Below are 14,618 nucleotides of genomic sequence, written 5' to 3' on the forward strand. Positions count from 1 at the left end.
TAGTTATTTAAAGAAGTTGTTAATCGATGTATATATGCTCTGGTCAACGGTTGAGTTCTCAGCGTTAACAACATAATTTTACAATATTAAACCTACGATTTAAACGCTGTAACCCCGAGTTTTCTTATGTTCTGCAAGAAATTAATGGTTCACATAAAAATCGGAATTTTCCAGCCTAAAGTTAAGGTGTGTATAAACTAAAAAAGACGCTCCCCTCATCAAAGATAGGGAGCGTCTTGATTTTCATCTTACTTAAGCTTTTTGTAATAAAAGCTCTCGAAGGCGATAAATTAGTGTAGCGGCCTCTGCACGTGTTAGACCCTGTTTAGGCCTGAAAGTATTATCTGGATATCCTTTTACTAATTGCTGTTCCATAGCCATCTTTACATCCTCGGCAGCCCATACTGAAATATCCGATTCATCAGAAAACTGCTGTATAGTTACTCCAGGTGCTACCCCTTCACTTAATAAAACATTGATTAGCATTTTAGCAGCTTGCTCACGATTTACAAGAGCCTCTGGACGAAATTCGAGTGTACTAAAACCTTTTGCTATCCCATTTACGATAGCTGCATTTAGCTCTCTCGCGTACCAAGCAGAATCCTTTATATCCTGAAAGGTTAATGTGATTGACTCGTCAGGATTAGCAGACATGGTGCGTACAATTAATGCTGCGAATTCCATTCGTGTAATCTGCTTATCTGGAGCAAACATCTCGAATGAAATGCCTTTAATTATACCGTCTTTGGCTAAGCTTTCAATTTCATTTTTAGCAAAATTAGTTGAGATATCTTTGAAGATATCTTTATCTGAATTTGTGTTACCTGGACTTACATTGTCGTCTGGTTTAATCTCATTTTCCTCTTCCTTAGTCTCTTCAGTATTCGAAGATGGATTTGGATTTGTGATGGTCGGTACAGACTGTGTCGAAGCTGAAACGGTTGTTTCTTCTAAGCTCAAACCGCCTGGATTCAAAGCTTTAATTTTGTACTCATATGAGGTTGCGGGATCCAAACCTGTTTCTGAAAAATGTTTTTGTCCGGCTTTTACTCGGCCAATTTCCTTGCCGCTGCGGTAGATGACCAGAGACGTAAAGCCTTTCGTATCTACTTGTATAAAATCTAACGTCACAGTTTGTGTTGTGCTTGTCGCTGTGATGTTACTTGGAGCTAGTGGCAACGTCCACAGCTCTACAAGTATGCTCTCTGATGGAACACCATCGCTATTCTCCACGATTATATGCACTGGATACGACGTTCCTGGTTCCAAGCCATCAATGCGGATCGGCAGCGTGTCTCCACGCCACAACTCCGTTCCTTTCTCATCGATCACTACATATTCTTGAGCGTGATCTACTTCTGGGAATCGAATTTCAACCCAATCGTTCCAGCTCTCTACTTCCAAGTCTTTGACGGATACTGGGTCCGTGGCCGTGGTTGTGATCAGTTTGATTCCTTGGCCTTCACCGCCCTGGTTTACTGGCTTAATCTCGTATTCGTAAGCCGTTCCTGGTTGCAAATCCGTATCCTTGTAGATTACTTCTCCGCTACCGGCGTCCACCTTGGTAATTTCTTGTCCATCACGTAAGATCACGTATTCCTGAATTGCTTGTCCCACCGTCTTCAGCTCAATCGTTACCGATGTGGACTTAACCTCCGTAATTTTCGCATTAGCTTCATTTAATTCAGCTTTGGTAACTAGATGTACCTGAACGCCTTCAGAAGCATCTCCGGTCTTATTAATTGAGTACAATGTTAGATCATATGCATGGCCAACTTGCAATTGGATCAGTTGTGTAGCTGCTTGCGATCCGTTGTAATATACATGGCCATTAGCTTCATCTTTCAGCAAGTACCGCATGGATCCATGTGGCTCTGTCCATGTCAGAGATGCCTCAGTATAATCTGCATCTACCTGCAGTAATTCCGGTGCCTCGGTTTTTGTGCTCCACATAATCTCGGATGGTTTACCCATGCCAGTTACGTTTTCGGCAGCTACTGAAAATTGATACTCGGTACCTGGCTGTAGATCGGATATCCGAAGGGACGGTTCTGTAACCTCTACACGATTTCCTTGCTCATCCGTCACCCAGTACCTCTCAGCTGTTGTATCTGCAGTCCAGCCCAGTACCAACTCTCTTTCGCCTACTGTCTGAACCTGCAAGCTAGATGGCCGAGCTGGTTTCGTCGTAAAGTTAAAGGAAAGTGGTACTCCGAAACCCGAATTGTTCCCTGCTTGCACAGTACCTGTATATGCTGTGCTGCCCTTCAGCTGCCGCATTACGTAATGTACGTCAGAAGAGATAAACTGAGTACCATCATGCAGTTCAATCTTGTAGAAGGACGCTCCTGTGACTGAGCTCAGTTGTACCTGGGCTTGTACTTCCTCAATGTCACTCACCAGAATTGATCCAACTTGCTCTGGTAAGGTTAATGTTCGAATCAATTGGGCCTTACCTTGACCAGTGTTGTTAATTGCCACAAGTGATACGGTGTACTCCGTGCCCGCTGTTAGTCCAGTAACGGTGTACTGAAGATTTGGTCCCTGGTAATCTGCTACTGGAAGTCCGTTAAGATCAAACACCTGTAGATGGTACGTGTGTGCGCTTTGCACACCATTCCATTGCGCTGTAAATCCTGTAGTGCTGTAGCTATACAAGTTCAAGGATTTATCTTGAGCGGGTAACGTCATTAAGTTCAACGGATCTGATACCTCTCCCTCACCAGTCTCATTACCAGCAGCAATTGTATAAGTGTACGCTGTACCTGATTCAAGTCCCGTATCTTCATAGCTAAGGTCTTGATCTCCTCCGTTAAACACCAGAGTATCACCCTGGTATAAATCATAGTATGTGGCTGTGGTTACGCTTTGCCACTGGGTCGTAATGCTGTTTTCTTTAATCTCTACTGACGTGAATCCCATTGGAGTAGATGGTAAGGTCAAAAAGCCGGTGCTAGTTGCTACGCTTGCTCCTGTTGCATTTATTGCCTGAACTTGCAACGTATATAGACTACCCGGATTCAAGCCAGTTAGAGTGTGTTGTGTGTCCGAAATCACTGTGTCTTGTCGAGTCTGCCCCTGATTATCAGTCAGTACCAATCTGTATTCCGTCGCACTTTGGACTGGATCAATTGTTACATTCATCTCACCAGGCGTCCGGTAGATAGGGTTAATATTCACTAACGGGCTGTCCGGATTTGTCAGCACTTCGGTGCGCGCTTCAGCTGACCCCACATGATTGTTTACCGTCAATTGGTAAGCATAATTTTCCCCACCTACCAGGTGCTGATCGATATATTCACTTGCCGGATATTCCAATGTTGTTTCTTTACCTGTGTTTAAATTTTTGACTGTGTATGTGTAACCATCCGTATATCGATTGCTTGGTAGGTTCCATTGCAGTCTAACTTCGGACGCGCTCAGCGCAGTCGCATCCAACGTAGGAACATCTGGTACATCTTGCAACTGATATGGATTGGATGTATGTGTTCCAACATTGCCGGCATGGTCAGTAACTTGAGTATGAACAAACCAGGTTCCTTCTCCATCATCCACACTCACTTGTCCATTGCTAGGCAGTGTTTGCCATGAACCGCTTGGTGTAGCATTCTGACTTACCTCATAATAGATTGGATCGGCCACCCCAGATAAACGATCTGTTGCCGTAATCTGTACATCAGTGCCCTGTGTAGACCAGTTCAGGCCATTAGGTCCGAGTACTACTTCTGGGAGTTCTTTGTCTATCTGAATGGTAAATTTGATTTCCGGACTCGTAAGCCCAACTGCATCTACTGCCCGAGCAGTGATGATAAATTCTCCAGAGTCCGTCAGAGTACCCCGGTCACCGCTAAGGTACGATCCGTTTCCAATTTTGTATTCATATGTGACATCGGTTGCATCCTGGCTACCGCCTAACTCAAAAGATACGTCTTGATTGGACCAGGATGTATCTGAGACGGTGTGTATTGGAGCTGTTGGAGCTGTGCGGTCGATAAATACCTGCGCATGTGCCTCTGCACTAACATTTCCAGCGTTATCGATTGTCCGGCCCCAGACATCAGTGATACCCTCAATATCCACTTGTACAGGACCTATATATGGCTCCCAGTTACCTCTTCCCACTTTGACTTGGCTATTGGCCACCCCGCTCAGATCATCTTGCCCATCGATCAATGTGATTTCAACTGGATCTTGAGTAGGCTTATCTGAAGTTAGATTCAGTTCTGGTGTACCTGGTGCTTCCTTATCGACTTTAGCAATCACTTGGGATGATTCTCCAATGTTTCCTGCTTTGTCAACGGTGCGAACTTGATATGTCCACTCCCCCGAATCCTGAATAACTACAGGCGCTATATACTTCGTCCATGTTTGTCCGTCTCTTGTAAACTCGGTATAATCTGGGCCGCTGTCAGCATCGGCACCATCTGAAGCAACAAGTGTTACGTTTGTATTCGTCCATGAATCATTGGACAGGTATACATCCGGACGGCTCGGCAATGTCTTATCAATGCTTATGGTCTGATGTAATTCTGTACCTACATTTCCGAGCTTATCGATTGACACAGCCGTTAACTCATGAACACCCTCATCTTGTAAAACAATGGTTCCCTTATAATCCTCCCAGGAGCCATTATTCAACTTATACTGTGTTTTCTCTGTCCCTACACCGGTATCAACACCTGGCGTTAGAACGATCGATACTGTTTCTTTCGTCCAGTCCCCACTAGGTGTTACAGTAATTCCTGGTTTACTCGGTCCAGTGCGGTCTATTTTAACGACAGCTGAAGCCGTAGCACCAGTATTGTTCGCCTTATCGGTGGTTGCTGTCTCAATGGTCGTATGTCCTTCTTGATCTATTTGAAACGGGGAACCATTGTAATCTTGCCAATTACCCCAGCTTCCATTGTTAATTCGGTATTGCGTTCCCTTAACTCCGCTTCCGCCGGCTTTATCAGTTCCCGGAGTGATCGTAACAGTTACGGGTGCTTTGGTCCAAGCTGTCTCGGACAAACTTACACTAGGAATTGTAGGTGCTGTCTTATCGATCAAAATTTGCCCAGTGTAGTTAGCTGTTGAAACGCCACCATTAGGGTCAGTGGCTTTAACAACAATGTTTGTATAAGCTCCCTCAGCAAGTTGACTTCCACTCCATGTTAACGACCATGTTTTAGTGCTCGCTGTACCGGTAACTGTAACATTTTTCTCCACGCCATTTATTGTCGCGGAAACAACGACGTTATCATTATCCGGATCTGACACAGTCCCTGTAATACTCACATTACCTGCACTTCCTAATTGGTTAGTCTGAGTTATCTGAATTACCGGGTTACTGTTGAGAATCCCGTAATATACGTACCTTGTACTACCGGAGTATCCATTGTCGGGATACGCATTCCTACTTTGTGCAGTGACTCTCCCGTCATAGACTTCTCTAGATGAATACGTTGGGCTTACCCATTGCTGCCCAGTTGCGTATGCCGTACATGTTGCAGTACCTCCACCAGGAGGCTGAGTGTATTGGGTACAATATTGATAGGACTGATAATATCCACCGCCAGTTTGGTAAGATTCAGTATGATATGTGTCCCATGCGTATGTAGCCGCAGAAGCAGGTGGAGGAGGAAAATAACTGAATATCATGGCAGCTATTACAAACAGAATCAATGATTTTCTCTTCATATCTTTTCCTTTCTATTCAATCTCTAAAGAACTAATTGATTAATAATAGTAGACAGTAACTCAATCCTATTGTTCACAGTCGCATCACTGAGAGCACAAAACCTCCTTTCGATAAAAACAAAAAAGCGGCATACTGAGAGTTCCACAAAATAAGAGAACTCTAGCACGCCGCATCTACGGTAGTGTTAGTGTGTATTCAATTCATTGTTTATAAGTATATCTTGATTTACATCTAAAATCAATTTAAACTTCCATCCAATCAACAAAAAGAGAAATTTATAGATTCTAAAATTTTGACTCATATTGATTTGCTTTATCCGAGATAGTGTCCTTCAAGTGTCCAACTTTAACACAAAGAACCGATCCTCATCTATCAAGGATCGGCATACCCATCAAACTGAGAGAGGGAAAAATGGTCATAGTCATAGCATATCCCTCCTGATCAGATATATACATTGTTATGAATAAATTTTTTATCAATAAGTTTAACTTTGCAATTCAGTAATATCAACGTTCATGTACTCTGTAAGCATTAAGGTAATGTCTACTTTAACTTTACTCCACAACAATGTCATTTTATGCTGGTATCCTCTTATGGAGTAGTCTACCGATAAACTGAGATCGGATCTACTCTCCTCAATGATTTTTATTTGATGTTTCTTTAGACTTAATTTTGTTTTGTACATTTCTAAGGCAATCTTCTTCTGAGTATTGTCTAGATAATCGACATACACGGATTTCATCTTAAAATTTGAAGACGAAATTTTATTTTTATCAACTTCTAGACAACTCAATAAATACGGGAGTTCTACAACCTTCTTTACGAGAGCAAGTTGTTCAGAAGTCTGCCTCACCGTACTCGCCTCCACCTTCCAGTTTTACCGAAACCAATTGATCAAAATCAACAAATTCAAACCCATTATCCATCTCTATCTTGATTTTCTTTCCCATCGTACTAATGGACGTGACAATCCCATGCAGATACCAGTTACCCGACTCGTTAAAAACTTCAAAGTTTGCTGATAAAGTATAATTTAGCGACATCTCTAAATTTTGTGCAATGATCTCCCACTCATCTTCATGAATATGCGGTTTGGACTGATAATGAATCTGTGTCCGATGCTCATTAATTCGTTCTTTATGTTGCGGCAACATCATCCGGTTCGACTCCCATAACCCATTGGCTTCAAGCTTTTTACTCATTTGTAATGTCCTCCAATCTTAGATGCTCTATCGATCGCTTGACCGGCAGCCGTAATCGAGCTTGCTCTTAGTATGGCAATGTCGCCAAATCGATCCTTAATGTCGTCCATTACCTGATCAATGGCCCGTTTCTGCTCTTGATCATCAAAGAAAGATAGTTGATATGTATCCGCGTTGGATAATTGAGAAAGGGATACACCTACACGCCGTACAGGTTGCCCGTCCCAGTAGTGATGGAATATGCGTTTAGCTATCTTGCATACATCAACTGTTATGTTTGTAGGGTCAGGCAGTTTAACTTGCCTGTGGAACCCTGTTGGATGGTCGAAATCGGCCCCAGACACACTTAAAGACACCACACTACCCATAAGTCCCTTTTTACGGGCCCTTCTGCAGACTTCTGTGCAAATGTCCTGTATAACCACTTCGATCTCCCAGGCCTCCGCATAGTCTCTAGGCAGGGTCATTCCGTTCCCGATATCCTTTTGTGTACTATGGGTGTCGACGGTTACCGGTGAATTATCGAGTCCATTGGCTACTCTCCAGATAACTTCTCCGTTTACTCCCCACTTACTTCTAAGTTTAGATAACGGCGTATTCGCAAGATCTTTAATAGTACGAATCCCCATCTTCCATAAATGTTTTTCCATCCTTGAGCCAATACCCCACATATCACGGATGGGTTTGTCTCCAATGTGAAGATGCAACTCCTCTTTCTTTAAGTGGAATATACCTCCATCAACTTTTTTAGCAATCATGTCGCAGCATAGTTTACTTATGATTTTGTTTTCGCCAATGCCGGCTCGAGCATAAACGCCAGTCTCGTTATAGATTTTGTCTTGGATTTGTTTAGCTAAATCCATTGGATCATTGCCGAAGAGATGCATAGACCCTGTAAAATCAGCGAATAATTCGTCTATACTGTACGGTTCGACCAGATCTGTAAACTCCTCAATTATAGACATGATTTGGGTAGATACTTCGATGTATTCCTGCATATGAGGTTTTACAATGATTAAATCAGGACATTTCTGAAGAGATTGCCAGAGAGGTTCAGCGGTAGAAACACCTTTAGCTTTGGCTAACGGACAAGCGGCAAGAATAATTCCGGAACGTCTTGCTGGATCACCAGCCACAGCTAAAGGTCTGTTTTTGTGTTGAGGCATTTTTGCCTTTTCGACTGAAGCATAAAACGACTGCATGTCAATAAGCATAATGGTTCGCTGCTTAGTCACGGTAATCACCCCTGTACATTTAGAACGTATGTTTGTATATATTATAAACCGAACGCACGTTCCTTATGCAAGAGGTAAATTTTATATTTTCAAGGAGACGTCTAAATTAGATCAAAAAAACGACCAGCTCAGTGGCTGGTCGTCGCTTATAATTCCTTGTATACCATGGTATAGAAGCTATTTTTCATTTTCTCATTGTATACAATCGCTTGTGGAACCTTACTCTCTACCATTCCCTCAGCCAATTCAATAACTCGGCCCCCGTAAACTTCCTTGCGAACGGAAGGTGGAATGTCAAAAAGGTCCATCCATTTCCAATGTATCTGAATTTTAAGGGCATCCACTAATCGGCTCTGTATTAATGATGCTCCTGCAGGCGCTTCTTTTCTTCTTACAGCCCTTTCTCCCCAAGCTTCATCTAAAACTTCTTTGGACGGACCATACGCTTCCACATGTGCGCTTTTTACTATTCGTTTATTAAACAATTTTACTTTGTTCTTATCTGTTACCGGTCCATGAATCATCATAATTTTTTTACCATATAGATTACTCGGTTGTTGATTAATGGGATGACGTTGAGTTATTACTATAGCCACCGTTTTTGAGATTGGAATAAAATATCCCTTTCCTCTACCATATCCATACCGATCTGCATTAATCGTTGTATACCCTAAGTCACTAAGAACAAATGGGATATCAGTTCTGTTATGTAACACTCTCCATTCTGCATTGCAAAACAAACCACAATAAATTTGAAAATCAATGAGTCTATTCATATTGGTGTTGTCTTGACTATTAAACTCTAACTGTTTATTAAGAAGTTCTAATGATGGTGCTCGATCGAAGAGTAATTTTTCAAAATCTTCTCCACGACAAAAGAGTTGCGACACGAAGGGCACTAGAACTGTTACCCATAATACTCCATCAAAAGTTGGTCCTCCTTTATGTTGCTCTAGAGCTTGAACAGCTAATGATAAGTTTTTTTCTACATAGGTCCACGTTCTGTCAACATATCGTTCATCATCGAGATAAGTTGTATCTTGAATGGTATAAATATGCTCTCTAAACCCCACATTGCCCGCTTTTACTGGAACGGCCGTTTCCATCCCATCTCGTCTAAAGAAAACGGGGCGGCTTCGTTTACGTGGAATAGTCTCATTGTTGGAGAAATTCGCAATGTGAGCTGCTGGTATAACGTGTTGCTTTCCTCCAGGTTGGCTTGATTGTACTGTCAAAGAATCTCCTCCTCAAAAATAAAAAAGCCGCTAATAGCGACTTTGAATGCGACAAATTTCCGATGGGAAACCGGTAGTTTCGTCGTAGTCCAAACTGCAGCTTGTCTAATTAAGTTTGCTAAATAGAAGTTTAGCTTCAATATTTTATGCAATTACTCAATCTCTAGCAGCCGCTCTCAGTTAATAATTTCCCACCTTAAATCGGGCAATTTAACGAGATACGTTGGTGCTAAAGTTCTTATGTTCCCATTCCATGACCATTCATCTCTGTAATTCCCCTCTCAACACACTATAAACATATAAATTCAACTACATCCTATTAAGTAGCACTTACACTCGTAGGTTAGCTCCCTATACCATGATTACTCACTTGAAGTTTCCCTTCCCTTCTTTTTTAAGTGTAATCGTGCTTCAAGATCATTAAGTTTTAATTTATCCGCCCATTCCGTGGCCATTCATTATCGATCACTCCAGTACATTCGACTTTAGGTAAATTATATAATAAGTAAATATTTAGGTCACGCCACTTACTGATTCTTAATCAGTTTAGATCAAATTTTTTTTTGAAGAAGTGAAATGTCTTAACTTTCGTAGAAATTCTGTTCCAAAATCCGGATACTACGTGGAATACTTTCTTTCCGAGTGATAAACCCCTTTTTCTCAAGCCGTTCCAAATAACTATAGGCGGTGGAAGATGAGGTCAAACCCAGCAAATCACCAAGTTCTCGTGTTGTTGGAGGATACCCATTATCACGATAGTAATCTTTAATGGCCTGAAAGGCTTCCTCTTCTCTCTGGGTAAGTTGCAGCATGAGTCAGATCCTCCTTAGGTGTATAACATTATAAGAACATGTGTTTGTATTATACCATAAATTTTATTTAGCAACCTAAAAAACGGCAGCATCTTTCGTAACGAATTACTGCCTTTCACAATATATTTTTGTACTTTATTCATGTGATACAATATAAAAAAATGAAAAGGAGAGTATTTAATGCCTAAGGTTTCATTGGATCTGGCACACCTGGAGTACATACAGTCATTATTCCCTGAAAAATCTGCTTCACCCATTGGCGAACAAGCTATTAAGTTGATTCATGAAGCTATTAACTCATCCCATAGAGCATGTGAGTGTTTAGAATTCGATTGGTTTTTTAATCAGAAGAATGATGACAGATTGTTAAAAGATTTTATAGACCTACCTATGCAAATCAAGATGATGAATGTAACTGAGTTTTTTGGAAGTTTTGAAGAACGGGTATACATAAGGGTAATTAATGCTTTAAAGAGAAGAGGCTGCAACTCCATGAATCAACTTATGGATCTTTCGATCTACCAAATTTCCTGTACCCGTAACTTAGGGGATCGAAGTCAACTAGCCATCCTACGTGCTCTACAATCACTAACAGAAAAAGAGCCCTCTTAGATAGGAGCTCTTGTAGTTATTTCTAATTTTTCTTTAATTGCCGCCTCATTAGAAAGCCGCCACCTTTTCAGAGGTTGACGGCTTTTTTGGTGGAATCGATATACACTATATTTTAATGACTAATCAAGATACACATACTCTTTTGAAATTAAAAAGTTATAAGTGATAACAGGGTTCATACAATTCTTTAAAATCTTTAACCATCATCTTCTTTGTTAGATACTAATCTTACTGATCTACCACAGTGGTTTATGTAATTTTATTATCTTCTGGATAGATCCCTGTTATTACTATTTCGGGATTTTTTAATTCCACCTTTTTTCCAACATTAAGGTTGAGTACGATATTATAAGGATCAGTCCCTACATATTTCGATGTTTTTATCATAATACTATTCTTATCAACTTTGACTAATAAATCTTTTTTACGAGGCTGCCTTCCACAGGGTTATAGTTACCTACTGAAATTATCTACTTGAGATTTTTTGAGTATTCTGAGGTAGATATAAAGTGGCAGCGTAGAAGCCATCATCAACCCCCATTTTAGCTGGCAGGCCGGTAACCCATTTTGCTTCAATGTATGCCTCATCGATATCTATGTATTTGACATCAGTATCTTCCTTCAATGACACAATTCCCTCTCCAGATTGATTACTTGTATCAGACAATTCCACTGTAATTCCCTTACTTGAAAAATGGTATTCTTTTATCTGAAGACGGAGCAACGGCAATGCGGGAATGTAATCATTTACAATATGTTCACTGACCCATTTTGCGATTTCAGCTTGTTTGGATGCTTCAGTAAGTTCAACAGGTTTATTGGTTCCTTGATATATGGCATAACTAAACAGTCCTGCTATTAAACCAATGAATACACCCGCCACTACTGCTCCAATCCAATCATCAAAATCTAAGAATTCGTGAATCCCATAGATTATCCCTATAATTACGAGAATGAAGAACAACGCAATAGGAATCCAAAACCATGTATAAACCGGTTCGCCTTGAATAGGAATATCAAGTGTTTCTCTAAACACTTTAAATGTACTGATAATCTCTTCTTTTGACATGTGTTTTGGCACACCTGCTTTCAAATGATTGTATCTGCATAATATCATCATGATATCAAAATGTAAACCAAGATATACATTATTATTGTTTTTGTTTTACGAAATTTACAACAAGAAAAAGAGCTACCTTATTTGGCAGCTCTGGTGGATAAGAAAAACATCTGAGTTTGATTATACAGGTTGGGATCTAGGTTCCCCAGCCATGACCCATGGTAGTTAGAATTTGCGAAGAAGCAATGGCTACACTAGATAGGACCAAGAGATACTTCAATTTTCTGAGCATTAAGTTTATACACCTCACTAGTCAATTGATTAAACCTTTTCCTCGCCTCATTACCGGCACATTCCCGATACATTTCGAAGAGGGACATACTGTTAATTAGGTTTTTTACACTATTTATTCTAATAGAAACGTCAAAACTTTCTAATACATATTTTAAGGCAGTATCGTAATCTTCTTTCTCATTGAAATAATAAACAGCCAATTCGTTCAAAAATTGAGCGTTGCTCTCATTTAAGATTATCGCTTTATATTCTGATTGTTGGGTCGGAAGAATGTGTTCTGAAAATCTGTGAAGGACATGGTCTACGTTCATTCTATACTTATTTGCTGCTTGAATAATATTCTGAAGAGCTATATAGATCTCATCCTCATGAGAGGCTATGTAATCAGCATATTCATTTAGAATATCTACTTCACCAGCCATTAAGCGATACAAGTAAGTATTTGCTACTCCCCATTCTTGGAACTGAGAAATAAACCGCTGAGCTTCTTCATCCGTTTCTTTAATCCATTCATCAGCAGTAGAGTATAAACCCACAAAGTGTAATGCCCTATTATAATCCCCACAGTGCTCACTTGCAGTAGAGCGGGCTAAATAAGCATATAGAATGTAATAATAGGTTGGACGTGACGATAGGGGCTTCTCCTTCCTCCTGAGTGACGTATTGTACTGTAAATCATATTGAATCTTTGCTCTATCTAACATCAGTTTGGCTAGTTCATCAACCTTGATCCACTTATGTACAGAGCCATAGACATGCATGAGTTGCTTCAATGCATCGAGTTGATAGGATTCATCCAGGCGGCTTATATAAAGTTCAAATTGTGCTGCTAGCCTAAGATTCTCCTCTAAGTTTTCTCCTAGCTTAATGTCAAATAACCGATACTGACAAAGGGCCAACCTTTCCGAGTGTTGCATTTTTTCAGCTTCGCTAACCATTTCATAAATAACTTCAGCGGCTTTTAAATTCCCCTGAGCATAGAAATCTTCAGCATAATCAAAAAGAACTTTAACGTAGCTTAAATTGTCCCAATAGGCTGATGCTAAACTATGAATGCAATCCATTCGGTTTAGTTCCGCACATTTTAATAAAAATGGTCCTATTCTTCGTAAAGACGGTTGTTTGATGCAAATATTGACGTAAGACGAAAAGAATGTGTCTTCAGGCAAACCCATGCCTGCAGTAATCGCAACCAACTGATTAAAGGAGATGGGCCTCCCTTGCAAGATACGGCTCAATGTTCCTGAATTTAAGCCGGATTGTTCTGCAAAATGGGAAACCTTCATTTCATGTTTTTCCATATATGATATCAATGATGACTGAATGAATTCTGGAGATTCCAAGACAACACCACCTTAAAAATAAAAAAAACATAATTTGGCTTAAAAATGCAATTAAAGTATATTAGTGAATTAAACAGTGGTCAACTGCACGCAGTAGTTAATACGATCTAACACGATTTACATCGTTTCGTACAGTAAGAACTATACAATAGTAACGATTACTGTACTCAATCACTAATTATATACATGACAAATAATTCGTGCAATATAGTACGCGTATTATATTACGTGATATATAATTTGAATCTCCTCTATCATTATACGTAAAAAGGGAGATCTTGCATTGAAATTGAGGGACGCCCGAGAATCGGCTAATTTCACTCAAGAATCATTAGTATGGGAAATCAGTAATTATACTAAATGTTCTTTGCGGAATTATCAAAAAATTGAAAAGGGTCTGGTATCACCAAACATAACACTTGCTTTGGTCATCTGTGAAATCTTAAAGGTTGATCCAAGGGTAATTGATGAATGGAAATATTAAAAAAGAAAGACACATCAAAGTAACGATGTGTCTTTCTTAATGCAGTCTTCTCTGGCTCTTTCACCCAGCGTTCCTTAAAGAAGTCTTATCCGGTAATACGCTCACTTTCATGGTCTTTACGAATCTCATTAGCCAGGCGAATTAACAAATTTGTATCTACCGCATTAAGAACATCATTTTCAAGTTGCGTATATTTTTCTTGAAGCTGAGTATTCAAGCGGTTTGCTTCTGTTAATTCATCAGACAATAAAACGGTTAATTGTCTAAGTTTAGTTAACTCGTTAGTTATAAAGCTAATTGTGTCGTTAATATCGTTAACGAATTCGGAAGAATTAGGATGCACATCCACTGTATTTGTTGTTACCAGATCCTCTTTTGGTTTAGGTGTTTCTAGTTCTGCATGATTAATTGAAACAATATGCTTGTTTTGCGAACGTTTGGCCTTAGCTTCTTCAATTTTATCGCTGTATTGTTTTCGTAGTGTAGAATTCCATCGAAAGCCACAAGCCTCTTTCGTTCGATAAAGTTTCTCTGCTGCCTCAACAAAAGCTTTTAATTGAGTACTTCCGGATTCTATGTGGAGTAAGACTGTCTGTGCTAATAAAATATCTTCTTCAATTCCCCAAATATCTTTGCGTGTTTTCATTCCAATCGCCCCTTA

Annotated in this window: 10 protein-coding genes; 1 reads left to right on the plus strand and 9 read right to left on the minus strand. The window is 40.0% G+C overall.

Translation table 11 applies throughout. From position 1 onward, the window contains the following. Positions 1-252: 252 nt before the first annotated feature. From P5G61_RS21530 to P5G61_RS21550, 6 genes are all read right to left on the minus strand, one after another. Positions 253-5,679 (minus strand): OmpL47-type beta-barrel domain-containing protein, encoded by a 5,427-nt coding sequence (locus tag P5G61_RS21530; protein WP_081717990.1) that lies wholly within the window; start codon positions 5,677-5,679, stop codon positions 253-255. 485 nt (positions 5,680-6,164) lie between these two features. Then, positions 6,165-6,548, minus strand: coding sequence for a YhjD family protein (locus P5G61_RS32120; protein ID WP_488199304.1), 384 nt, complete (start codon positions 6,546-6,548; stop codon positions 6,165-6,167). Beyond that, a complete protein-coding gene (locus P5G61_RS21535; protein WP_024630819.1) occupies positions 6,517-6,882 on the minus strand; it encodes a YolD-like family protein in 366 nt (121 codons plus the stop codon). Before P5G61_RS21535 ends, P5G61_RS32120 begins: the two co-directional genes overlap by 32 nt. Further along, entirely contained in the window at positions 6,879-8,117 is a 1,239-nt protein-coding gene (locus tag P5G61_RS21540) for a DNA polymerase IV (RefSeq protein ID WP_024630820.1), read from the minus strand. The genes P5G61_RS21535 and P5G61_RS21540 overlap by 4 nt, the downstream gene beginning before the upstream one ends. Before the next feature lie 146 nt (positions 8,118-8,263). Further along, entirely contained in the window at positions 8,264-9,352 is a 1,089-nt protein-coding gene (locus P5G61_RS21545) for a DUF4238 domain-containing protein (protein ID WP_024630821.1), read from the minus strand. 581 nt (positions 9,353-9,933) lie between these two features. Continuing rightward, positions 9,934-10,164, minus strand: a complete 231-nt coding sequence (locus P5G61_RS21550) for a LexA family protein (RefSeq protein ID WP_024630822.1) — start codon at positions 10,162-10,164, stop codon at positions 9,934-9,936. A 180-nt stretch (positions 10,165-10,344) separates the two neighbouring features. Here P5G61_RS21550 and P5G61_RS21555 point away from each other — a divergent pair, with 180 nt between their 5' ends. Continuing rightward, a complete protein-coding gene (locus P5G61_RS21555; protein ID WP_024630823.1) occupies positions 10,345-10,776 on the plus strand; it encodes a DNA-directed RNA polymerase subunit alpha C-terminal domain-containing protein in 432 nt (143 codons plus the stop codon). A gap of 466 nt (positions 10,777-11,242) precedes the next feature. Here the strand turns inward: P5G61_RS21555 and P5G61_RS21560 are convergent, their stop codons facing one another. The 3 genes from P5G61_RS21560 to P5G61_RS21570 all read right to left on the minus strand — a co-directional run bounded on the left by P5G61_RS21560 (position 11,243) and on the right by P5G61_RS21570 (position 14,603). Continuing rightward, complete coding sequence (locus P5G61_RS21560) at positions 11,243-11,845, minus strand: hypothetical protein (protein WP_024630824.1); 603 nt, start codon at positions 11,843-11,845, stop codon at positions 11,243-11,245. A gap of 245 nt (positions 11,846-12,090) precedes the next feature. Beyond that, positions 12,091-13,473, minus strand: coding sequence for a helix-turn-helix domain-containing protein (locus P5G61_RS21565; RefSeq protein ID WP_024630825.1), 1,383 nt, complete (start codon positions 13,471-13,473; stop codon positions 12,091-12,093). A 569-nt stretch (positions 13,474-14,042) separates the two neighbouring features. After that, the gene (locus P5G61_RS21570) at positions 14,043-14,603 is read right to left on the minus strand and encodes a hypothetical protein (RefSeq protein ID WP_024630826.1); all 561 of its coding nucleotides are present in this window, start codon (positions 14,601-14,603) and stop codon (positions 14,043-14,045) included. Between the last annotated feature and the right edge of the window lie 15 nt (positions 14,604-14,618).

The organism is Paenibacillus vandeheii (assembly GCF_030433635.1).
Classification (GTDB): Bacteria; Bacillota; Bacilli; order Paenibacillales; family Paenibacillaceae; genus Paenibacillus; species Paenibacillus vandeheii.